Annotated in this window: 19 protein-coding genes and 2 riboswitches; of the genes, 4 read left to right on the top strand and 15 right to left on the bottom strand. The window is 36.6% G+C overall.

The genetic code is table 11. From position 1 onward, the window contains the following. Window positions 1-516: 516 nt before the first annotated feature. From pnpS to OSO01_RS01700, 5 genes are all read right to left on the bottom strand, one after another. Window positions 517-1,881 carry a two-component system histidine kinase PnpS gene (pnpS, locus tag OSO01_RS01680; protein ID WP_147207988.1) on the bottom strand — a complete coding sequence of 455 codons (1,365 nt, stop codon included), beginning with the start codon at window positions 1,879-1,881 and terminating at the stop codon, window positions 517-519. Next, complete coding sequence (locus tag OSO01_RS01685) at window positions 1,882-2,574, bottom strand: response regulator transcription factor (protein WP_147207989.1); 693 nt, start codon at window positions 2,572-2,574, stop codon at window positions 1,882-1,884. A gap of 415 nt (window positions 2,575-2,989) precedes the next feature. Next, on the bottom strand, window positions 2,990-3,577 hold the full coding sequence (gene thiT / locus OSO01_RS01690; RefSeq protein WP_147207990.1) for an energy-coupled thiamine transporter ThiT: 588 nt from the start codon (window positions 3,575-3,577) through the stop codon (window positions 2,990-2,992). 162 nt (window positions 3,578-3,739) lie between these two features. Continuing rightward, window positions 3,740-3,844, bottom strand: a riboswitch (TPP riboswitch). 64 nt (window positions 3,845-3,908) lie between these two features. Continuing rightward, window positions 3,909-5,702 carry a M3 family oligoendopeptidase gene (locus tag OSO01_RS01695; RefSeq protein ID WP_147207991.1) on the bottom strand — a complete coding sequence of 598 codons (1,794 nt, stop codon included), beginning with the start codon at window positions 5,700-5,702 and terminating at the stop codon, window positions 3,909-3,911. 121 nt (window positions 5,703-5,823) lie between these two features. After that, entirely contained in the window at window positions 5,824-6,048 is a 225-nt protein-coding gene (locus tag OSO01_RS01700; RefSeq protein WP_147207992.1) for a phage holin, read from the bottom strand. Window positions 6,049-6,261: 213 nt separating this feature from the next. On the opposite strand from OSO01_RS01700, the gene OSO01_RS01705 reads away from it, so the two are divergent. Beyond that, window positions 6,262-6,795, top strand: a complete 534-nt coding sequence (locus OSO01_RS01705) for a YceI family protein (protein ID WP_147207993.1) — start codon at window positions 6,262-6,264, stop codon at window positions 6,793-6,795. Window positions 6,796-6,854: 59 nt separating this feature from the next. Here the strand turns inward: OSO01_RS01705 and OSO01_RS01710 are convergent, their stop codons facing one another. The 3 genes from OSO01_RS01710 to OSO01_RS01720 form a co-directional block, all read right to left on the bottom strand. Then, window positions 6,855-7,733, bottom strand: a complete 879-nt coding sequence (locus OSO01_RS01710; protein WP_246145001.1) for a VanW family protein — start codon at window positions 7,731-7,733, stop codon at window positions 6,855-6,857. Window positions 7,734-8,041: 308 nt separating this feature from the next. Beyond that, complete coding sequence (locus tag OSO01_RS01715) at window positions 8,042-9,250, bottom strand: NAD(P)/FAD-dependent oxidoreductase (RefSeq protein ID WP_147207994.1); 1,209 nt, start codon at window positions 9,248-9,250, stop codon at window positions 8,042-8,044. A 204-nt stretch (window positions 9,251-9,454) separates the two neighbouring features. After that, entirely contained in the window at window positions 9,455-10,306 is an 852-nt protein-coding gene (locus OSO01_RS01720) for a hypothetical protein (RefSeq protein ID WP_147207995.1), read from the bottom strand. A gap of 324 nt (window positions 10,307-10,630) precedes the next feature. Continuing rightward, window positions 10,631-10,735: riboswitch (SAM riboswitch) on the top strand. A 78-nt stretch (window positions 10,736-10,813) separates the two neighbouring features. On the opposite strand from OSO01_RS01720, the gene OSO01_RS01725 reads away from it, so the two are divergent. Next, window positions 10,814-11,920, top strand: a complete 1,107-nt coding sequence (locus tag OSO01_RS01725) for a methionine biosynthesis PLP-dependent protein (RefSeq protein WP_147207996.1) — start codon at window positions 10,814-10,816, stop codon at window positions 11,918-11,920. Between the two features lie 250 nt (window positions 11,921-12,170). On the opposite strand, the gene spx is transcribed toward OSO01_RS01725, so the two are convergent. Both spx and dacB read right to left on the bottom strand, forming a co-directional pair. Beyond that, window positions 12,171-12,578, bottom strand: coding sequence for a transcriptional regulator Spx (gene spx, locus OSO01_RS01730; RefSeq protein ID WP_147207997.1), 408 nt, complete (start codon window positions 12,576-12,578; stop codon window positions 12,171-12,173). 243 nt (window positions 12,579-12,821) lie between these two features. Then, entirely contained in the window at window positions 12,822-14,186 is a 1,365-nt protein-coding gene (gene dacB / locus OSO01_RS01735; RefSeq protein WP_147207998.1) for a D-alanyl-D-alanine carboxypeptidase/D-alanyl-D-alanine endopeptidase, read from the bottom strand. Window positions 14,187-14,322: 136 nt separating this feature from the next. Between dacB and OSO01_RS01740 the strand changes: the two genes are divergently transcribed. Next, window positions 14,323-14,418: a YjcZ family sporulation protein gene (locus OSO01_RS01740; protein WP_147207999.1), complete on the top strand. Its 96-nt coding sequence runs from the start codon at window positions 14,323-14,325 to the stop codon at window positions 14,416-14,418. A 300-nt stretch (window positions 14,419-14,718) separates the two neighbouring features. Here the strand turns inward: OSO01_RS01740 and OSO01_RS01745 are convergent, their stop codons facing one another. Together OSO01_RS01745 and OSO01_RS01750 are read right to left on the bottom strand one after the other, a co-directional pair. Then, window positions 14,719-14,934: a twin-arginine translocase TatA/TatE family subunit gene (locus OSO01_RS01745; protein ID WP_147208000.1), complete on the bottom strand. Its 216-nt coding sequence runs from the start codon at window positions 14,932-14,934 to the stop codon at window positions 14,719-14,721. A gap of 77 nt (window positions 14,935-15,011) precedes the next feature. Further along, on the bottom strand, window positions 15,012-16,628 hold the full coding sequence (locus OSO01_RS01750) for a M20/M25/M40 family metallo-hydrolase (protein ID WP_147208001.1): 1,617 nt from the start codon (window positions 16,626-16,628) through the stop codon (window positions 15,012-15,014). A 178-nt stretch (window positions 16,629-16,806) separates the two neighbouring features. Here OSO01_RS01750 and htpX point away from each other — a divergent pair, with 178 nt between their 5' ends. Next, window positions 16,807-17,712: a protease HtpX gene (gene htpX / locus OSO01_RS01755; protein ID WP_147208003.1), complete on the top strand. Its 906-nt coding sequence runs from the start codon at window positions 16,807-16,809 to the stop codon at window positions 17,710-17,712. A 66-nt stretch (window positions 17,713-17,778) separates the two neighbouring features. Here htpX and OSO01_RS01760 read toward each other — a convergent pair whose 3' ends face one another. The 3 genes from OSO01_RS01760 to pruA form a co-directional block, all read right to left on the bottom strand. After that, entirely contained in the window at window positions 17,779-18,813 is a 1,035-nt protein-coding gene (locus OSO01_RS01760; RefSeq protein ID WP_147208005.1) for a lactonase family protein, read from the bottom strand. A 618-nt stretch (window positions 18,814-19,431) separates the two neighbouring features. After that, window positions 19,432-20,433, bottom strand: coding sequence for a proline dehydrogenase family protein (locus tag OSO01_RS01765; protein WP_147208007.1), 1,002 nt, complete (start codon window positions 20,431-20,433; stop codon window positions 19,432-19,434). A 181-nt stretch (window positions 20,434-20,614) separates the two neighbouring features. Further along, window positions 20,615-22,162, bottom strand: a complete 1,548-nt coding sequence (gene pruA / locus OSO01_RS01770) for an L-glutamate gamma-semialdehyde dehydrogenase (RefSeq protein ID WP_147208009.1) — start codon at window positions 22,160-22,162, stop codon at window positions 20,615-20,617. Window positions 22,163-22,263 lie beyond the last annotated feature (101 nt).

Below are 22,263 nucleotides of genomic sequence, written 5' to 3' on the forward strand. Positions count from 1 at the left end.
ATATTATTTTATCATGTTTGCAGAGAACTGCATAATATGCACATTTACTTACTAAACAGGATAACCTTTATAGAGTTGCTTCATAACAATTAGATATGAGTGCTTATTTAATGACTCAACTTTCGCACTTGAGAATAAGCATCTATACCTTGCTATTCAAAAATAAACATGTCCATCATTTATCCTGCTTGTATGTTGTTAAATCATCCTTCTATTGAAATGAAAATTGTGTATAGCTCCTGCAACCAACCACTACACTTTCTATGGGGACGGCTTCAGCTAACTTGAAAAGCGGTTTTCTTTTCAAGTTAGCTGAAGAGCATGCCCCTAGGAAAGCAAAACGGTCCGCCGCAGCGGTGGCTTTACACGTTACCCTCTTTCTAGATCGAGTTTATGCTTTGTCAAGAGATAGATAGAAGGAATAATCAACACCTGTCTCTATGATAAGCAAGTTATTTTTTAAGGTGCGAAAGTTGAGTTAATGAGAAAAGTCATCGCTATGACCATAGCGATGACTTAATCTTTCGGAATATATACATGTATGGCTGTACCTTTACTTACTTCACTGTCCACAACGATTTCTCCCTGATGAACTTCTACAATATGCTTTACAATGGCTAAACCTAAACCGGTGCCGCCTGTGTTCCTGCTTCGATCTTTATCGACCCGGTAAAACCGTTCAAATATCCTTTGTATTACCTTTTGCTCCATCCCTATTCCAGTATCCTCAACTGAAAAATGGACACGATGTTCATCCTCGGATACTTTAAGATTCACATCTCCTCCAGAAGGTGTATAGTTAATTGCATTGTCCACAAGATTGATAATTACCTGCTTTAATTTTTCAACATCTGCATGAATGCTTATATCGGAGGAAATAGATGTTGCCAAATTCAACTCTTTCTTCTCTGCTTTTTGTTCTAATGACGGCAGAACTGCATCTATCATCTGTTTGACATTAAAGTCTTCTTTTTCCAGTTGAAAACCTTCTCTTTCTAAACGGGAAAGTTCTAATAGATCCTCAATGAGTAACTGTAATCGGTGACTTTCTTTATAAATAATCTCTATAAATTCCTCTGCTGCTTTTTCATCATGCTGTGCCTCTTTTAATGTTTCTGCAAATCCTCGTATTGAAGTAATTGGTGTACGCAGCTCATGAGAAACATTTGCCACAAAATCCTTGCGCATCTTTTCCAGCCGCTTTAATTCTGTAATATCGTAAATAACCAGAACAGCACCTTTAATCATATTATGCTCATTAAAAATAGGTGCGGCAATTACCTCCATGTAATTTTTAGTCAACCCGCGTTTATTTTTAAATTGTTGTTTGACTGGCTGCTCATATAGAAATGTTTTTTGAACAACATCGTGCATCGCCTCATTTTGAAATACATCATAATATAAATGACCGCGATATTGTTTCTCATTTCCGTGAAACATCTCTAGAAATCCACGATTTACAAGATGGACGTATCCTTTCTCATCAATAAGGACAAGACCGTTTTTCATGTTGTCAATAATAGAAGTTAACTGCTCAGCATGCATTTGCTCCTGAATGGTAATCTCATTCATATTTCGGGCTAATTTATTAATATTTTTACTCAATTGCTCCATTTCTTCACTATTTCCATTATAGAAACGGGCAGAGTAATTTCCTCTAATCATTTCATTTACTGTTTTGGAAGCTTTTTTCAGTGGTCTCGTGTATTTATTATAGAATTGCATAAATATAATAGAAATCACTAAAAATTCAAATAAAATAATAGCAATGGTAAATACCCAGTTTCCTTCAGCTTGTACCATTAACCATCCGGATAATATCAGGACAATTGTGATACCAAGTATATTGGGGAACAAGGCTTTAGAAAATAAAATCTTCATTTAAACCGGCTCCTCTAATTTATAACCTAATCCACGGACTGTTTTAATATAAACAGGTTTTTTTGAATTTGGTTCAATTTTATCCCGCAGATGACTTACATGAACATCAACAATCCTTGTGTCACCAACAAAATCGTAATCCCACACACTGCTGAGTAATTGATCTCTGGAAATAACCTTTCCTTTATGTTTAGCCAAATAGTACAGCAGTTCAAACTCTTTTCTGGTAAAAGTAATTAATTCTCCATTCATTTCTGCTTCATAGCGTTCTGGATAAATAATCAAGTCCTTTATTCTGATAGATTGGTAACTGTTTTCCTGTGGGCGCTGCGTTCTTCTAATAATTGCTTTGACTCGGGCAACCACTTCTTTTGGACTGAACGGCTTTGTCAAATAATCGTCTGCTCCAAGCTCCAGCCCAAGAATTTTATCAATTTCTTCATCTTTTGCTGTAAGCATTAATATTGGTGTATCAATATCATTTTTTCTTAATTTCCTGCATACTTCCATCCCATCTAGTTTTGGGAGCATTAAATCTAAAATAATTAATTCATAGTTACCCGCAGCAGCCTTTTGATAAGCTTCTTCTCCATCGTATGCTACATCTGTGGTAAAACCGGCATTTTCGATATTATATTTTAGTAAAGTAACAATCGATTGCTCATCATCTACAATTAGAATCTGTTTTCCCATTTAGAAAAATCCCCCCTATTTCATATATATGCTTACGTAGATGAAAATTTCACCCCGAAGCATTTTTTCTCCTGCTGAACAGGAATGTTGATTACTTCTATTTTTCATGTAATCATTTCTTTTATTTTCTTTATTCTACCATTATTCACGAACATAGCCTATTACATAAGTAAATGTTAATAAAACTTAACAAAAACGATGCAAATCATGAGTCATTAAAATTCGGAACGGATCACTCTTATACATTTGATTCTTTATTCTTTACAGAAAAAAACCTGAAGCGATAAATGCTGCAGGTTTTTTGTGTGAGGGAGTTCTTCAAAAGTATAGTTTATTCACAGATTAATTCTCAAGAACATAACCGTCCGTCTATGAATACCAAACTGAATAACAGCGTGTTCTCTGCCCTTTTATTTTAAATTTTTCCTGTTAATGTTCTCGGCTGTTTATAGAACAGAAGAAACACAATAATTAGACTCAGTATAAAAGATGGAATCATATAAGATGAATTATAGATTAATGAATAGAGCCAGGCCGGCTGCCCGTCTACCGCAGATCCGAAGAAAACCATTCCTGCAATATAATGACAAACAAAACGTGCAGCAGAACCCAAAAATACTCCAATTAAAATATAAGAAAAAGCTTTCTTCATCTGCTTACCTTTTATACTTTCCACAACCTGTTTAGAGACTATTCCTGCCAGGCCGACAACAGTAAATGCTAACCCATACTCAATAATCCCCTGTACTGGATGCATAATGAAAGCCGTCCCTGTCGCAACCTGTAATACTCCCCAAAGAAACCCTGATAAAAGACCGCCTTTAAGTCCCCAGCGAAAAGCAACAATAAAAATAGGAATCATTGCAAAAGATACGGAGCCACCTTGTGGCCAGAGCTTAAACCCTATCGGTAAAATATCCAGTAATAATGCGAAGGCAGTAAATATTGCTACCTCAACTAAAAATAGTGTTTTATTTTTCAATTTCTTCTCCCCCAAATACATGACGCTATGCCAAAATCAAATTTATTTTTTTCATAGCTTCAACAGTCTTTTTTTACACAACAAAAAAGTAATGCCAAGGGAGTCTTCTTGATGGCGATATTCTTAAAAGAGAGTACATCTCTACAGAACATCTAAAACTCCGCTCACACATTACTTTTATATCCATCAAAAAGTCCACAATCCCTACGCCAGCGCTAACTGACAGGTTCAAAGGGTCAGAACATGAATAATGTTCACTCTCAGCCAATGGCTCCCCTTGCAGGCTTTTTTTATTCACTTTTTTGTATAGGTTCAGTATAAATCACTTTACAGTAAATCGCAATAGCTTATACTACTTTTGAAGTTTCTTCGCCAATTCTAAAAATGCCTGGACATCTTGTTCACAGATTTCTATTGCATTTTCCCAGAAATCAGGTTTTGTTAAGTCAACCTGCAGATGCTTTTCGGCAAGCTCTTCAACTGTCAATCGGCCTGTATCTCTTAATAAAGCAGTATATTTTTCTTCAAAGTTTCCTTCGTAATCCTGTGCATATGCATAGATTCCCTGGCTGAATAAATATCCAAAAGTATAAGGGAAATTATAAAACGGCACACCAGTAATATGGAAATGCAGCTTAGATGCCCAGAAATGCGGATCATATTCTGATAGATTGTCACAATACGCTTCTTTTTGCGCCTCTACCATAAGCTCATTTAATCTGTCTGTACTTACCATTCCTTGCTTACGCTCTTCATAGAATTGCTTCTCAAATAAGAACCGTGCATGGATATTCATAAAGAAGGCAATACTGCGCGATACTTTATCCTCCAGCAATGTCAGTTTTTCTTCGTCTGTTTTAGCCATTTTCACAGATGCATCAGCTACAATCATTTCAGCAAAGGTAGAAGCAGTTTCTGCTACATTCATTGCATAGCCTTGGTTTAATCCGTTCACATCGTTCATCACATACTGATGATAGCCATGTCCCAGCTCATGAGCCAATGTAGCTATATTAGAAGGAGTTCCTGAATAGGTCATAAAGATACGTGTTTGTTCGCTGGCAGGAAAGCTTGTACAGAATCCGCCCGGACGTTTTCCTGCCCGATCTTCTGCTTCAATCCATCGTTTTTCAAATGCCATTTGTGCGAAATCTGCCATCTGTGGACTAAAACCCCGGAACTGTTCAACAATAAAAGCTGCTCCTTCATCATAGCTCTTTTTTTCTACCTTTGATTGAATAGGAGCATTCACATCAAAAATACTTAATTGATCTAAATTTAATAGAGTCGCTTTTTGATTTAAGTATTCTACAAATAAAGGCTTATGCTTCTCGATTGCTCCCCACATAGCATTTAATGTTTTTTCCTTCATCCGGTTCTTTTCTAGAGGCTCTTTTAAAACATTATCCCATTCATAATGCTTATATGTTTGCAGACGGAAACCTGCCAAGTGGTTTAAGGTTTGCCCAAATAAGTCTTCATTCTCTTTCCAGGCTTTGCTTATTTGCCGGAATACATATTCTCTTTGCTCACGGTCTGGTGTTGATAATTTATTAGAAGCCTGTCCGACAGAATAACTTTGTGTCTCTCCGTCTTCTGCAATATCAATTTTCATATTGCCGACAATGGTTCCGTACATCTGATTCCACGCATGATACCCATCGACAGCTAAATCGCCGATTAAAATTTCTTCATTTTTAGATAATTGTTCGCGTGCTCGTTCTCTTCTTTCAGTCAATATAAATTTAAGAGGTTTTATCGCTTCCTGTTCTAATAATATATCCCAGTTTGCGTCTGTTATCGCTCCCAGTTTTTGATCGATTATTTTTGTCAAAGCACTGCTTGAAGCTTGTACTTGAGCTGCCTCAGCAACATATAAAGCAGCCTGTTTATCTGTTACATCCTGCGCACTTAAACAACTGATATATGCGCCCATTTCACGTGATTGTTTTGTAAGAAGCTCCAATTTTTCTAAAATTCTTTCCCAAGCTTCCGTTTCGCCATTAGCATCTAAATGATTAACTTCTTCGGTTAATTTCGCAGTATCTCTCTTAACTTCATTCACAAATTGGCGGAATTCCTCTGAGTTACTTTGTCCAGGAAAAATAACATCTAAGTCCCATGTTGGCTGTAATTGTTGAACCATTAACATCTCTCCTTTTTTTATTCTATTATCTAATATTTAGTATACCGAAATTTATAAAAGGAAGCATTAAAAAAGCCTGTAAAGAAAAATATTTTTACAGGCTCTATTTCTAATATCTGTATTAATTCTTTTTTTTCTTACTCTTTTTCTTTTTCGGTTTAGCCATATATGCTTTCTTCCGTCTTACCCAAGCAATGAGAACAGTGATGATTGTAAATATGGCAGATAATAATTGTTCTATAAGGGTACTATCGATAAGCATTGGTGACTTACCTAATAGCACAAAAACTTGGTTTGTTGCAGCGATAATCACGGCTATTATACTAATCATAGTACCTTTGTCCACTTTTTGCCCCTCCTTTACAACCCTTATATATTATTATTAAAAAAACAGGTTTTTGGAAACGGCATAAACCTTTAGAAGTTTAATCCTATATTTATTTGGGTACTGTATATATGTATTTAAAATATTTTTAATTAAAGATACTTGACTTTCTTAATTTATTATTTTACACTAAGTAACATAAAGTAAGTAACTATTTTTTAGGAGGCAATAATAATGGCAAAAATTAATTGGACAGTAGACAAAGCGCATAGTGAAGTAGGCTTTTCTGTAAAGCATATGATGATTTCAAAAGCAAAGGGAACTTTCGATAATTTTGATGCAAAAATCAATGCGGATGCAGAGGATTTAACAGATGCTGATATTGAAGTAACAATAGATGTAACAAGCATCAATACTCGTAATAATGATCGTGATAACCACCTTCGTTCTGCAGATTTCTTTGATGCAGAGAACTATCCAAACATTACTTTTACAGCAAAAGATATTAAAAAATCTGGTGATGACTATGAAGTTGCTGGAGATTTAACAATAAAAGGAACTACAAAACCTGCTGTTTTTAACGTAACATTCGAAGGTCAAAGTAAAGATCCAATGGGCGGCGGCATTGTTGCAGGATTCAGCGGCTCTACAAGTATTAATCGTAAAGAATTTGGCTTAACCTGGAATGCTTCCCTTGAAACTGGCGGAGTACTTGTTGGTGAGGAAGTAAAAATTAATTTTGAATTGGAATTGCAAAAAGCTGAATAATATTGAATAGCTTTCACTGATAAAAAGCAAGTCCCTGATTTTACTCACAACAGTAAAAATCAGGGACTTTTTGCTTGAAAAAGAGAAGCATCGTTACTTGTATAAATAGCGACCGTCATTGCTCCTTCATTAGCTCTCGCTTGAATAAGAACAGGTTGATTATATTTATTCCGAAATGCAAAGTCCGGTCCCCACCAGCTTACAGTAGCATCTCTTCCTTTGGGAACATATGGGACCTCCCTGCTGTGTGCGTAGCGTTCCGTTATTTCAATTCCTTGAAGATCTACTGCATTAAATAATGTCGATGATACCTGACAAATACCTCCGCCAATATCCTCACTAAATTCCCCTTTTACAATAACCGGGGCAGGAAGATAGCCTCTTTCTCTTGTTCTCTCCCCCACAACTTCATTAAAAGAAAAGTACTCACCGGGGAAAATGACTGTATTATTAATCGCATCTGCAGCAAGCTCAATATTACGTGTTCTTTCTATATTTCCTTTCCTGAATCTGGTTGTAAAGCGATTTAACTCGTGCTCTTTAATTTCTTTTAAAAGTTCTGCACTAACACGTGCCGGAATCTTTTGTTTCGGTACTTGCAACCGCCCGTTATCCATTCCGCTATAGTAAAATTCATTAATCAATGTATGAAATTGGTTTACTTCCAGCGCATACCCATGTTTTTCTTTTACAATTTCCCCATTTTTATTAATATAAGCGTTTTTCGGCTTTTTATAGACCTTTTCCTGCATATACTTTGTTAAGGACTGAATGTTATTCCAATTTAATAGTGCCTCATCCATTTCAAATATATAAGGTTTTAAATCAATAAGCCAAGAATCATTCTGTTCATCGTAAAGCTCCATGACAGAAGCATGCGATGTATGAGGAAATATAAGAAATAAAAATATCAATAGCAGTACAGAAATTCGCATCATGACACACCCCTTAAGTATTATTATGTTTGGGATGTTTTATTTCTATACAGTGAATAAATCTGGAATTATTGTTTCGTAAATGAAGAACACTATCTATACTAAAAACCATAAAAAAATTGCCAGGAATATATCCTGACAATTTTTCAAACTTATCTAAAGTCCCTGTTATCTTCTAAATACTCACTTGCAACACGGTAACCTACCAGTGCTGTCAAAGCAAGCAAAACATAGCAAAAGAAATTCTTCATATTTTTTACCTCCTGTGGAGTATTTTATCGAATACAACGATTAGGATGACTTCCTATTATTTAGAACGGACGGAATTTACCTTTTTTAAGTAACGTTTTTGCACCGCCAACTAAGAATAGAGAACGGTCATCAACAACTTTCTTCATTGCTGCCGCTGCTTTACCGCTTAGTTTTTTACCGTCAAGTACGTTTCCGATACCATCAGATAAACCAAGAGATGCAACTGTTCCTTTATTAGAGTAAACAAAATCAGTAACAACTTCATCGCGAATCAAGGCAACAATGTTGTCAGCAGCTTTTGCTCCTTCTTGAACAGCTAACTGACCTGTTGGAGGAAATGGTCTTCCAGATTCTGGATCCATTGTCCAAGAGCAATCTCCAAGAATAAAGATATTTTCTTCACCCTCCGGACGTAAATCCAGTCCAACATTTACTTTTCCTCTAAATAATTCAAATCCCGATTCAGCTAATACCGGGTTACCAGTTACTCCACCAGTCCATACTACTGTACCAGCTTTAATTAATTCATTGTCTTCACCAACCACAAATCCTTCTTCAGTACATTCTTTAATTGGGGTACCGATGCGGAATTCAACACCACGATTTTCTAAAGATTGTTTTCCGTAAGAAACCAAATCTTCATCAAACATAGGTAAAATAGATGGCGCAGCTTCTACATTAATGATTCTGGCTTTGCTGCGGTCAATGTCATATTTTTTACATAGCTCGGGTACTTTATCAGCGAGTTCCCCAACGAATTCAATACCTGTAAAACCACCACCGCCGACTACGATTGAAATTTGTTCATCGCGTTTTTCTTCGCTTGAAGAGTATTGAGCAAACTGATATTCGATATGTTCAGCGATCAAACGGCTGGAATCTATGTCAGTAATTGCATATGCATGCTCTTCCATTCCTGGAATGCCAAATGTATTAGAAACAAATCCTAAAGCAAATACAAGATAATCATAAGCTACTTCGCTGTTTTCAAGAACAACACGTTTATCTTCGCGTTTCACTTCTGTTACTGTATCGTAAATTAGACGGACACGCTTAGGGTTAACAACATCTGTAAGCATAAAACGTGCCTGATTCGGGTTAATAGTACCCGCTGCAACCTCATGTAACCATGTACTTTCATAATGATAATTATGTTTGTTAATTAAAACAATTTCAGCTTCTTCAGGAGACAGCTGTTGAGTTAAACGTCTTGTGGCAACTAATCCGGCATAGCCTGCACCAAGCACAACTACTTTTGGTTTACTCATAATTCATCTTCCTTCCTTTCTATCTTCCATAAATCAAATTTAATGTAATAACGAACTATCCATATAAATAGTTACTGCAATTAATATAATATCAAATTTTGTTGAAATAGGCTAATATTCATTGTAATTTCTTTAAAAAATCTCTTTTTGTCTTTTTTTGTTTTCGATTATATTCAGATTAAAAAAAACATAGTATATAATTATTTACTCAGAGTAAACCGTTGCTACGCTCTTGTTGTCATCATCTTTAGATTCATCAATATCCGGTTCCTGATCAGAAGTATCTTCATTATCTTCATCTACTTCTTTATTGTCCTCTTCATCTAAATCTTCTTCATCTTTTCCTGGCTCAGGTTCTTTACCTCCTGTGCCTTCTTCTTTGTCACTATCTTTGTCTGGATTGTCCTCTGTATTTTCTGGTGGATTATTATTTTCTTTTGCAGTATCTTCTGTATCTTCGGATTTAGAGCCACTAGAATCAGAAGGCTTTTTATTTTCATCAGAGTGTATCTTGCTGCCAGATGCTGATGAGCTTTGATAACGATCTGCTTCTGTTTTTTCCTTTGTATTATTCGCTTCACCACCGGCAGTGTTTCTTTCATTGGAATAATTATTACTTTGCTCTTTCTCTTCAGTTTGTGCTTGATTGCTTTCACCTTTTGTTATTTGGGAAGAAGGTTCTTCCTCAGAAGCTGAATAAGTTTCACTTTTCACTTCTGTTTCTTGTACTGCATAAGCTTCGTCCTGAATTTCTGTTTCTTGAGCCGTGTTTGTATCTTCCTGTACCTCTACTTCATCATCTTGAGAATTATGATGATTATTTAAATCGACAGTCTGATAAATTTGCTGATTATTTGATAACAATTTATTCTCCCATGAAGTTGTAAAAAGCTCTACACTTTCGCCAGTTTGTCCATTTGCAGCTTCTCCGACCCGGGTATTCAGCTCCATCTGGTATTGTGTGGAGCGATTTTCATTATAAATCCCGATACCGACGATAATGATACATCCTGCTAACATACAAATGTTAACCAATAATAGCTTTTTTTTACGCATATATCTTCTTCCTTTTTTAATATATTTTCATACTGTTGCTTTTTCACCCTTTTTATTTCAGACCTTCATAATCTTTTTAATTGAGTGTCTAATTTGCAATACATTATTCAAATAAATACTAACACTACTATTGTAATCTTCATCTCATACCTTTTCAAATACTTTTCGCGTTTTTTTGAATTCTTATTTCCTGCTCTTCATTATTCTATAGAGTAAAAGCTTGGTATGACTGAAGTCTGCTTTTGAATATTCTCCAAAATAAAACTTGATTTTTTTTCCTGGCTCTTGTACAGTAAACGTAATTATAAATGAATAAAATTTTAATTCTTATCCAGAGAGACGGAGGGACTGGCCCGATGATGTCTCAGCAACCAGCTTGTCATAGCAAGGTGCTAATTCCAGAAGGGTCTATACCTTTAAAGATAAGAAGCGTATGATACGGATGTTATACCCTTCTTATTCCTAAAATAAGAAGGTTTTTTTATTTCTAAGGAGGCTGAATGAAAGATGAAAAAATTAGAAACTGCGTTAGTACAGCTAGGTAACAAAACAGATGAACGTACAGGAGCAATAAATCCGCCTATTTATATGTCAACAGCATATCAGCATCAAGGCATCGGTCATTCTACCGGTTATGATTATTCCCGTACCAAAAATCCAACAAGGTCCGTATTAGAGGATGGATTTGCAAAACTGGAAGAAGGGGATGCTTCTTTTGCCTGCAGTTCAGGGATGGCTGCTATTCAATTAATCCTCTCCTCCCTTTTTCGTCATGGCGATCATCTTATTGCAACAAAAGATATTTATGGTGGTACTTATCGAATTTTTGATCATTTTGAAAAAGCATATAATATTTCTGTAACCTATGATGAATGTCAAGTTATCTCGGAAACAGAACGATGTATTAACGAAAATACGAAAGCGATATTTTTAGAGACGCCAACAAATCCTTTACTGCAAGAAGTAGATATTGAAAAATACTCAAAACTGGCAAAAAAACATAATTTGCTGCTAATTGTCGATAATACATTTTTGACCCCTTATCTGCAGCAGCCTATTACACTGGGTGCAGATATTGTTGTTCATAGCGCAACAAAATATATCGGCGGTCATAACGATGTACTGGCAGGTATTGTGGTTACAAAAAGTCCAACTCTGTCTGAAAAAATATTTGAAATGCATAACGCTTCCGGCGCAACATTATCTGCATCAGACTGCTGGCTTCTTGTCAGAGGGTTAAAAACACTTGCACTTCGCATGCAGCGTCATGAGGAAAATGCACAGAAAGTTGCGGATTACTTGCAAAAGCATCCGGCAATCCGCCGGGTTTATTATCCTAATAAAGGCGGTATGCTTTCTTTTTGTTTAGCAGATGCCGATCAGGTAAGATCCTTTTTAGCTAATCTAAACTTAATTGTATTTGCCGAAAGTCTGGGCGGTGTAGAAAGCTTTATTACCTATCCCACTACACAAACACACGCCGATATGCCGGAAGAAGAAAGAAACAGCCGGGGAATTGGTAATGATCTTCTTCGTTTCTCGGTGGGAATTGAAGATGCCGGAGATTTGATAGCAGATATTGAACAAGCATTGCAGGATGACAGAAAAAAATAAAAACAAAACTTTACTCAAAAAAGTCCGGGCTCTTCTCCCAGGAAATCGAGCTGACGATTTAATTACCCACAATGGCAAAGAGTGTTACATTGTGATAAAAAAGTTACAAAAATGAGGCAGCCTCAAATTGAGGCTGCCCCGTATTTTTCTTTATAAAGTAAATCTATTCTCTTTCATACTCTTTTCAAAGCTTTAATACTTACGCAATTCCATAGTATATTCTGATATTTAAGGTTTATTTAAGGTTTATTTAACCTTTTATCAATCCTAAATCTACCTTCCATTGTAACCATTGAAGCTGCCGTGTTTTCCTAGGTAAAAATTGACGAATATCCTCCTCGTGATAACCGACCTGGAATCTCTTTTCATCAACCAGAATCGGACTTTTCAGCAGTCTGGGATACTTATGGATTAATTTTAGTAAGGTTTGTAAAGGAAGCTCCTCTACATTCAAATTTAGTTCTTTGTAAATTTTAGAACGGGTTGAAAGAATCTCATCCGTACCTTCTACAGTCATTTGTAAAATATTTTTCAATTCTTCAATAGTCAACGGTTGGTGTAAAATATTACGTTCTTTATATGCAATCCCATGTTTGCGAAACCATTGTCTCGCTTTTCTTGTAGATGAGCAAGATACTCCGTAAATATGCACTGTCATATCCATTCTCCTTATTATTTGACATATCCATTACAAGAATCAAATTGATAATGTTTGAAATGACAACTATTTTTAGCTTTTTTCATTTCATTAATCTATCTTAACTACAACTTTAGCATGGAAATGTGGTAAAACTATGGTAAGGCCATGAAAAAAACATAAAATGAAGCTTAATTTATATAAAGTATACAATTTTTCAAGCAGATTATTTGCCCAAATCACTGATTTATCAACACCTTTACTTTAAGACCAATTTTCTATTACAGTCAACAATGCTATTAATTCATCCTCCAGCTCTTTCCCTTTATCCTCATCTAACAAATGATTAAATAATATGGAAAAAATAAGCCGCTCTCCATTCACATTTGTTAAGTAGCCGGAAAGTGTGCTGGTTCCTTCAATCGTTCCTGTTTTGGCCCGAACTTCTAATCCTTTCATCCGCTTCCGTAATGTACCGCCGACCATTTTATCCTCTTCTCCTGCTATCGGTAAACTCTTTAAAAATTCAGGGAACCAGTTTTCCTCCTGTATTTCAAAAAGTAAATGTGTTAATTCTTCAGCGGGAATAAAATTAGCAGCTGAAATTCCAGAACCATCCTTTAATTGGATAGTATCCAGATTTATACGGTACGGGGCTAAATTTTCTTTAACTGCCGCTATGCCGGATTCCCATGAACCATCATCATACATAATACGCCCTAACTCTTTTGTAAGCATCTCACCTATTCCGTTATTGCTCAGTTTCATAAATGGAATTAAAATACTGGATAATGGCAATGACTGCTGGCGGTAAATACATTTTGCACCTGTTTTTTTCTTTCCTCTTTTTATTTCACCTTCCAGAACAATCCCTGTACTTTTAAAAATATGCCGGATTGTTTTTGCAATATAATTTTCAACATCTTTGATCGCCATATATACTTCTTGCTTTCCCTCTTTGATTCCTATTTTTCCGGATATAAAAAAATGATTTTGATCATTAAGCCGTTTTACAATAAGTTCTTCTTCTTCAGCCTCCTCTACGGTTATCGCTTCATTTGTTATTGAAATTCCTTCTGTATGAGGAGAAACTTCTACATTAGGAGGGTGATTGTTTTTCTCCGGTTCTATTGTGAGCTTAATGGCATTCGTATCATAATCTGAATCTGGAGCAATCGTTAATGCAGATACTTCTGATCCATATGCATATTGCTGATCCTTCCATATTAAATCCTCAGACCACCGAATATCGTCATACCAGCTATCATCAAGAATAAAGTCCCCATATATATGTCTGATGCCTTGTTCCTTTATAGAAGCTGCAAATTGCATATAATCCTTTAACTGTAAAGTTGGATCTCCTTTTCCAACTAGATATATATTTCCATGGCAGCCTTTATTTACTATTTCTCCATCACAATAAACCTCTGTTTGAAATGTATAATCAGGACCCAATTTTCTTAAAGCAGCAACTGCTGTTAATATTTTTAAATTGGAGGCCGGCTGAAGACGTGCAGATGCAAAATAATTGTACAAACTCATTCCACTTGTGCCGGACCGGATACTAAGACCCAATAGGCTTCCTTCGTTTTTACATTTATCTATTAAAAAATCCTTTAGCTTCTTCATTGATTTCACCTCAGATTACAGAATATGTGTATCTGAGATTAATTCGATATCCATAGGTTAAAATCCTTTTTTCTAGTCAAATACCCTCTCAAACAGAAAAGCATTTCATATATTAACCTTACAGGGGGTGTAAATAATGAGTAGTTATAATGAATTTGGCGGAGGTTTTGCGCTGCTGGTAGTATTGTTCATCTTATTAATTATTGTAGGAACTTCTTATTGGGGATCCTAACGATTCCATAACAAACAATTTTTCCTCCTCTTCCCTATGGTTAACTAGCTATTTTACGTACAATTAGCTTGTATAAACAGATCGTGATTATGAACGCTTGTAAAGACACTCTGCAAAGCCTCTTTACAAGCAATTTTTATGTTTATTTTAAAAAACCAAGAAAATCACTTGTTCTTTAAAACATTGGTGTTCTTGCCAAAGTGAAGGAGATGTCCGCATCAACACTCTTATATATTTTCTTATTCTTTCAAATAAAAAACAAGGCGCGTGATTTAAGCATCAAATAGCGCCTTGTATTTCTTATTTTGTTGAACTGTTTCCAGATTCATCATTATTCTCTTGCAGTTCGTTCTTTTTGTCTTCCTCAGACATTATATTATTAGCTGAATTTTTGAATTCCCTTAAGGTTTGTCCGGCTGCCTTCCCGATTTCCGGAAGTTTTTTAGGACCGAAAATAATTAAAGCAAGTACAACAATCAGGATCAAACCTGGAACACCTATATTTGCTGGACTCATGGAACCACACCTCCATTCTGATTTTATTATAAAGCATTTCTTTCTATTTTATAATGGGTAATTCAATAAAAATATGACTAATTGTCTTCTTTTTGTGAAATTTGCAGAATGAGCTGACGAATTAAATATGGAAATTGCTCGAATGCATTGGAAATGTGCAGTCTTTCTGTTCTTTTATGAGCATCATGACCAAATGGCCCTACATTTAAAACAGGTGCGTTCAATTCACGCATCGACGAAAATGGTAATTCATAAGAGTCGCCCCAGACTGGAGTATTTTCTTCATAAACCTGTAAATCCGTATCACTGCCTCGATAATTGACATAGCTTAAATCACAAATACCATTTAAGAAATGACTTCTTTTTATCTCTAATTGAAATTTCTTTTTCGCCTCTTTTTCCACAAAGTCCACACAAAATTCTACAAAGGGGTTTCCACTGGAATTTACAGCTGGATAATAAGGCGGTGCAAATAAAATCACTATTGCAGGCGCAAGCTCCTGACAATGAATCATTAAACTGTCTGTAATCCGCAGCGACTTTTCTCTATCATCATATTCATCATTATAATGAATATCTTTTTTCAATTCTTCAATAAATTCATTTCCCAGTTTACTTTCAGCATACTCCAATAACTCCTTATAAGCAATTACTTTAACATGCCCGATTGGCTGTACCTGATTATCTTCACATACCTTTTTATATCGTTCATTGCATTGTAATGCCGCTTTTTTAGCAGTCTGTTCGAATAAAGCAAAGGCCTCTTCAGCCGTCCGCTCTAAAAGAAAAATATTATATAAAGCAGAAGAACGGTATGGCGTTTGTGTAGAATAGCGCAGCCGTAAATCCGTTTGTTGCAGCGTAACCGGAAGCGGGGCTGTCTCACCAAGCACCGTTTCCTGAAAAATCGGATTCCATTCTATTTCTTTTGTTAAGAAAGAAGATATAAATGGTGATGTCATTCCGCTTAAAGGTTCCCCGGCATGCGTTTCCTTTCCATAGAATAAAGCTCCTGCCAGTACCTTTCCTATCGTTCCGCTATAAATATAGTGTGTGTTATCTTTAGGGTCATGCCGGAATGTCGGCTCACTGTTTAAAAACAGAGTGTAGGTTATATTGTGCTGTTTCTGTAAATCAATAAGTGCAGGGATAGCAAAGCGCATCCCTGCTGAATTGACTTCTTCATCCGGAACCGTCAGTAAAACCAGGTTAATCGGCCACTCCTCTATACTCGCTTGTTCAATCAAGCTCATATGCATGACAAGCCCCATCTTCATATCCATTGTCCCGCGCCCAAACAAGAAATCTCCAGATTCAATATCTGCACGAATATCTCTTGAAAAAGTATCCTTTTGTTCCAGATATATTTTAGTAAGCTCCTCAGGTTGAGTTGCCAGCGGCTCCAGAGAACCATATTCCTCTGTATTCACCGTATCAAAATGACTAATTAAGCAAATCGTTTGCTTGGCATCCGGATGTTTATATAAAGCAGTTAAAAGTTTACGACGCTGATCCGCCTCATGTAAATTTAAGTAAGAAGGATTTTTATGAAAATAATCTAGATCCTGAAGCTTCGCATACAGTTTCCTCGGAAACTGCTTTTCTCCCTCTGAAAGACTAATACTCTTCCAGCTGACAAGCTCATTTAACAGCTGCCGCAATTGACTGGCGCTATTCCATTGAAATGTACCCACTAAACCCCCGCCTTTCTCTCAACATTACTTTCTATTATATCAGCTATTGAACACGTTTACATTATTTACATTTATTCTCTTTTTTTATTATTTACATTCTTAAGCTAGATAACAGTACAGCCTATAGGAAAAAATATGATATGATTTAGAAAAGAGAAAATTCATCAGGAGGTTATTTATGGGGAAAAGAATTACTTTATTTCTGTTAACAAACATCTTAGTTTTGACGACAATCGTTATTGTCTGGTCCATTATTACAAGTATATTTGATATCGGGCCAAGCTATCGTTCAGATGGCGGAATTGATTATCTTTCACTTATGGTGTTTAGTATTATTGTAGGTTTTACCGGCTCCTTTATTTCTTTAGGAATGTCACGCTGGATGGCCAAAACCATGATGAAGGTCAAGGTAATTGATCCCAATAATGCTGTCAGTGGACAGGAACGTGCTGTTTATGAAAAGGTAGAGCGGTTATCCCGTGCTGCAGGGCTGAGTCACACACCACAGGTTGGTATTTACCCTTCTCATGAGGTAAATGCATTTGCAACGGGACCAAGTAAGAAACGTTCTTTAGTTGCTGTTTCTCAAGGACTTCTGGATAGTATGGACGAAGATGCTGTAGAAGGAGTAATTGCGCACGAAGTAGCTCACGTAGCAAATGGTGATATGGTAACAATGACTTTATTACAAGGAATTATCAATACATTTGTCGTCTTTTTATCCCGTGTTGCTGCAATGATTGTTTCCAGATTTGTACGTTCTGAGCTCCAATGGATCGTTCAATTTGCTGCTATTATTATTTTTCAAATCTTATTTTCTATTTTAGGAAGCTTTGTCGTCAGTGCTTATTCCAGACACAGGGAATACCACGCGGATCGAGGCGGTGCTGATTTAGCCGGTAAAGATAAAATGACACATGCTTTACACTCTTTAAAAGCTTATATTAGTCGTGCAGAATCAGATGATCACACAAATGATACAGCAATTCAAACAATGAAAATCAGTAATAAATCCAGTATTTTTAGAGCTTTATCCTCTCACCCGCCACTGGAAGAACGAATTGCTAGATTAGAACAGCGTTAAGAAAATAAAACTTCCTTCTACAGAGAGTTTACACTCCTCCGCAGAAGGAAGTTTTTTAATACCTAATTATGAAAGAAACTTCACACAAACTACTTCTGGAACATCAATTACCTGATCTGTCTGCGTTAATTTTCCTGTTTCTGTATCTCTGCTAAACAGCACAACATCTCCAGTATTCTGATTAGAAGCAAGCAGAAATTGTTCAGTGGGATCAAGAACAAAGTCTCTCGGCCAATCTCCGCCAGATGGCGTAAATTCAAGAAATGTTAATTCACCACTATTTTCATCGACTTTGAAAGAAGCTATACTGTTATGCCCACGATTGCCTGTATAAAGAAACTTTCCATCTGAAGTGATATGGATAGCACTTGCATCATTTGTTTCTTTAAAATCAGCAGGTTTTGCTAGAATCGTCTGCTTCTCTGTAAATTCCCCTGTCTCACTATTGTAATTTAAAACAATAACTTCTGTAGAAAGCTCTGTAATTACATAAGCAATTGGTTTATTCGGATGAAAAGTAATATGCCTTGGTCCGCTTCCCGGCTTTGCATGATAGCTACTTACTTCTTTCAAAGAGGAACCTTCCACCTTATACGTTACTAAACAATCTGTTCCTAAATCTGCAACGACAACAAATTTTTTATCTGGCGTAAATCCAGAGAAATGAACATGCGGTTTTTCTTGTCTTTCATGCGGACCGTTTCCTTCATGCTTTGTAAAATGACCCTGCTCTACTTCTCCATTTTCATTTATAAAATGAAGTCCAATATCGCCCTTATGGTAATTGCCTGTTAATAATATATTTTCTGCAGCCTCTACATAACAAGGTGGATTTCCTTCTACCAATTGGCCGTTTAACGGAAGCAATTCACCACTCGTTTTATCAACACGGAAAGCATTTACGCCTCCCATATCCTCTTCCTGAGCAACTGCATATAAAAAATCTTGCTTTTCATTAAAATTAATATATGTTGGGTTTCCAAGCTCTGCTGCTACCTCAGAAGCAGACAGCTGTCCTTTATCGGTATCCAGTGTAAATCGATATACTCCCTGGCTTGTCTTTCTTGTGTATGTCCCTGCATAACCAAAGTATTTACTCATTTGAATGCATCCTTTCTTAAAGCTAACTTGTTTATTAGCTTATTGTATCATCTAACTTAAAAAGGTTACATACTAAAGTATTTTCTAATACTTTTTTAAAGAGTAGGAAAGTATATAAGATGCTGGAGATAGCCGCTCCAACGGGTTTCATGGGGTGAGTAATCGCAACCCCAGAAATACACTACGCTTTCCGTGGACCCCGAGCTCATCTCCTCAAAAAAAAGAAGAGCACTTTTTTCCTGCGGAGGCATACAGAACGTATGTCCGTTCGGTGTTGCGACAGGACGTCGCGAACTTAACCGAACTTCCTTCCGTTTTGCGCATTCCCACAGGAGTCTACGTGTATTTCTTCTGGGGCTGCGATTACTCGCCCCATCAAAAAGCGTCGCTAGAATCATTTTCTTTTCTTTGAAAGAAAGCAAATGAAACATATTTCTTCAAAGATGGGAACGGATGGTGTCGACTCCTACGGAAGAAGCAACAGGTGAAGACCCCGCAGGAAGTGGTCTTCTTCCGAGGAGGCTGAGGCGTTGTCCGTGGAAAGCGACTTCCCGCAGCGGACATCTCCTTGGAAAGAACACAAGTGTTTTAAAGACCAAGTGATTTTCTTTGTTTTTCTTATTCTTTCTTCTTTCGCTTCCCAAGAAAGAATAGCAATGCCAGAATCGCCGAACCAATGATAATCGGCTGCTTTTTTATCTTCTCATCCTCTGTATAAAAAACATCCTTCACAAGCAGATTCAGATTCTGCGGTCTTTCTGCCAGGCGGCGCATAAAGTAGCCAAACCAATCCTCTCCAAATGGAATGTATGTGCAGAATTGGTAGCCTTCCTTTACTAATTGATACTGCATATCCACGCGGAAACCATATAGCATTTGAAATTCAAAATTATCTTTTGTAATTTGGTGTTCTTCTATAAACTTCTTCAGTTCATTGATAATACGGTGATCATGTGTTGCAATGGAAGTAAAAGCTTTGCCAAGCAGCCTTTTTTTAGCTATTTCCAGAAAATTCCTATCAATATCTTCTTTAAAAGTATATGCTACAGTTCTTTCTTCTTTATAGGCTCCTTTCACAATGCGTAACCGCACATTCTCGAGCTCTTCTATGTCTTTCTCTACATCGTACAAATAGGTCTGTATGACTGTACCAATATTAGAATATCTTTGATGGAGCTGCTTTAAAATCTCTAAGGTCTTTCTATAGTGGCTATACTTCTCCATATCAATATTCACAAAAATATTATAATCATTTGCTACTTTTAGAATTTGTTCCACATTTTGAATACAGAAAGACTCTTCTATGTCTAAACCTAATTGCGTTAACTTTATAGACACATGACACTCCAAATTCTCTTCATTAATTTGATGGAGCATATGAATTATTTTCTCTTTGGCACGTTCTGACTCTTCTCTGTCTGTCACGAACTCGCCAAGGTGATCCATTGTACAAGATATCTTTTTTTTGTTTAATTCCCTGATAACAGGAATAACTGCATCAAAATCAGTCCCGGCTACAAAGCGCTCTGCTCCAAAGCGCGCACCGAATTTTTTAGCACTTTTATTTAAAAATTCATTATTTGAAAGTCCTATAAAGAAATCCTTTGCCAAGCTCGCCATTATACCTTCCCCCATCTCCAAAAACAAACTATGTGTTTGCAGAGCTGTTTTACATCTGTCCCTGCCGTTTATTATCCAAAGAAATCTAATAATCTCAAAGAAGTCTTAAATTATAAAAAGCTCCCTGTAAGCAGTAAAAAGGATTACGCTTTCTTCTGCTTACAGGGAAGCCTCCATCTATTTAAAATTGTTCAGATACAATTTTGGCTTCTAAGAAATGCTGAAGATAATCTGGTCCTCCTGCTTTGGAATCTGTTCCTGACATCTTAAACCCGCCAAATGGCTGATAGCCGACAATTGCTGCTGTGCAGCCACGGTTAAAATAGAGGTTACCTACATGAAAATCTTCTCGGGCGCGTTCTAAATGTGCACGGTTTGTAGATATGACAGCTCCAGTCAGACCGTACTCCGTATTGTTTGCAATTTCCAACAGTTCATCAAAGTCCTTTGCTTTTGCAAAAGCAACAACAGGTCCAAAAATTTCCTCCTGCATAATACGCGCTTTAGGGTCCAGGTCTTTGAAAATTGTCGGATAGATAAAGAATCCTTTGGTGTCATCTGCTTCTCCACCAAAAACAAGCTCTCCTTCTTCTTTACCGATTTCTATATAATTTTTAATTTTATCAAATTGTGTTTGATTAATGACAGAAGCCATATAAACATTTTCTTCTGATGGATTTCCGACTGTTAAGGTCTTCGCAATTTCAATAGATTTCTCTATGACTTCATCGTAGACATTCTCGTGAATGATAGCACGCGAGCAAGCAGAACATTTTTGTCCCGAGAAACCAAATGCAGAATGAACAATTGATTCTGCAGCCAAATCTAAATCTGCAGTTTCATCCACGATAATGGTGTCCTTCCCTCCCATTTCTGCAATAACTCGCTTCAGATGCTGCTGACCTTCCTGAATTTTAGCAGCACGTTCAAAAATACGGACACCTGTCGCCCTAGATCCGGTAAAGTTAATAAAATGTGTATCTTTATGATCTACCAGATAATCTCCAATTTCCTTTGGATCTCCAGATACAAAATTTAATACACCTTTTGGAAGGCCTGCTTCTTCTAAAACCTCCACAAGTTTATATGCAATAACCGGTGTATTCTCAGAAGGCTTTAACAATACTGGGTTTCCTGCAACAATTGGTGCTGCAACTGTTCCACATACAATAGCAAAAGCGAAATTCCATGGCGGAATAACTACACCCGGTCCCATAGCCTTATAAAAATACTTATTATTTTCAGTTATACGATCTTCAACATGCTTTCCCTGATCAAGCTCCAGCATCTGACGGCCATAATATTCCAGGAAGTCAATTCCCTCTGCAATATCGCCATCTGCCTGATCCCACGGCTTACCAGCATCTTGAATCAGCCATGCAGAAAATTCATGCTTACGACGGCGTACAATAGCTGCAGCCCGGAATAAAACATGCGCACGGTCCTCAGCAGGAACTTTCCTCCAAGTTTCATAAGCTTTTACCGCAGCTTCAAAAGCTTGTTCTACATGTTCTTTCGTTGCTTTAGATACTTTTCCAACCACTTCTTCTTTATTTGCTGAGTTAATTGATACCAGCTTATCGTCTGTATAAATCTTTTCCCCATTGATTACAAGCGGATACTCCCTGCCCAGCTCTTTACGGACAGCAGTTAAAGCAGTCTCAAGCTGTTTTTTATTTTCTTCCACCTTAAAATCTGTAAATGGTTCATGTTTAAATGGCAATACCATGTAAAATACCCCCTAGAAAATAATTTGATCCTATACCATTTACAAGCAAAAAACATGCCAACTTTAGATTCAAAATCGAAGTAATACTGCTAAAACCTTGA

This window comes from Oceanobacillus sojae (assembly GCF_007991515.1).
Classification (GTDB): Bacteria; Bacillota; Bacilli; order Bacillales; family Amphibacillaceae; genus Oceanobacillus; species Oceanobacillus sojae.

Excerpts from the sequence above, each read along its gene's own strand:
- pnpS (WP_147207988.1), bottom strand. The coding sequence starts at position 1,881 with ATGAAGATTTTATTTTCTAAAGCCTTGTTCCCCAATATACTTGGTATC.
- OSO01_RS01685 (WP_147207989.1), bottom strand. The coding sequence starts at position 2,574 with ATGGGAAAACAGATTCTAATTGTAGATGATGAGCAATCGATTGTTACT.
- thiT (WP_147207990.1), bottom strand. The coding sequence starts at position 3,577 with ATGTATTTGGGGGAGAAGAAATTGAAAAATAAAACACTATTTTTAGTT.
- OSO01_RS01695 (WP_147207991.1), bottom strand. The coding sequence starts at position 5,702 with ATGGTTCAACAATTACAGCCAACATGGGACTTAGATGTTATTTTTCCT.
- OSO01_RS01705 (WP_147207993.1), top strand. The coding sequence starts at position 6,262 with ATGGCAAAAATTAATTGGACAGTAGACAAAGCGCATAGTGAAGTAGGC.
- OSO01_RS01710 (WP_246145001.1), bottom strand. The coding sequence starts at position 7,733 with ATGATGCGAATTTCTGTACTGCTATTGATATTTTTATTTCTTATATTT.
- OSO01_RS01715 (WP_147207994.1), bottom strand. The coding sequence starts at position 9,250 with ATGAGTAAACCAAAAGTAGTTGTGCTTGGTGCAGGCTATGCCGGATTA.
- OSO01_RS01720 (WP_147207995.1), bottom strand. The coding sequence starts at position 10,306 with ATGCGTAAAAAAAAGCTATTATTGGTTAACATTTGTATGTTAGCAGGA.
- OSO01_RS01725 (WP_147207996.1), top strand. The coding sequence starts at position 10,814 with ATGAAAAAATTAGAAACTGCGTTAGTACAGCTAGGTAACAAAACAGAT.
- spx (WP_147207997.1), bottom strand. The coding sequence starts at position 12,578 with ATGACAGTGCATATTTACGGAGTATCTTGCTCATCTACAAGAAAAGCG.
- dacB (WP_147207998.1), bottom strand. The coding sequence starts at position 14,186 with ATGAAGAAGCTAAAGGATTTTTTAATAGATAAATGTAAAAACGAAGGA.
- OSO01_RS01740 (WP_147207999.1), top strand. The coding sequence starts at position 14,323 with ATGAGTAGTTATAATGAATTTGGCGGAGGTTTTGCGCTGCTGGTAGTA.
- OSO01_RS01745 (WP_147208000.1), bottom strand. The coding sequence starts at position 14,934 with ATGAGTCCAGCAAATATAGGTGTTCCAGGTTTGATCCTGATTGTTGTA.
- htpX (WP_147208003.1), top strand. The coding sequence starts at position 16,807 with ATGGGGAAAAGAATTACTTTATTTCTGTTAACAAACATCTTAGTTTTG.
- OSO01_RS01760 (WP_147208005.1), bottom strand. The coding sequence starts at position 18,813 with ATGAGTAAATACTTTGGTTATGCAGGGACATACACAAGAAAGACAAGC.
- OSO01_RS01765 (WP_147208007.1), bottom strand. The coding sequence starts at position 20,433 with ATGGCGAGCTTGGCAAAGGATTTCTTTATAGGACTTTCAAATAATGAA.
- pruA (WP_147208009.1), bottom strand. The coding sequence starts at position 22,162 with ATGGTATTGCCATTTAAACATGAACCATTTACAGATTTTAAGGTGGAA.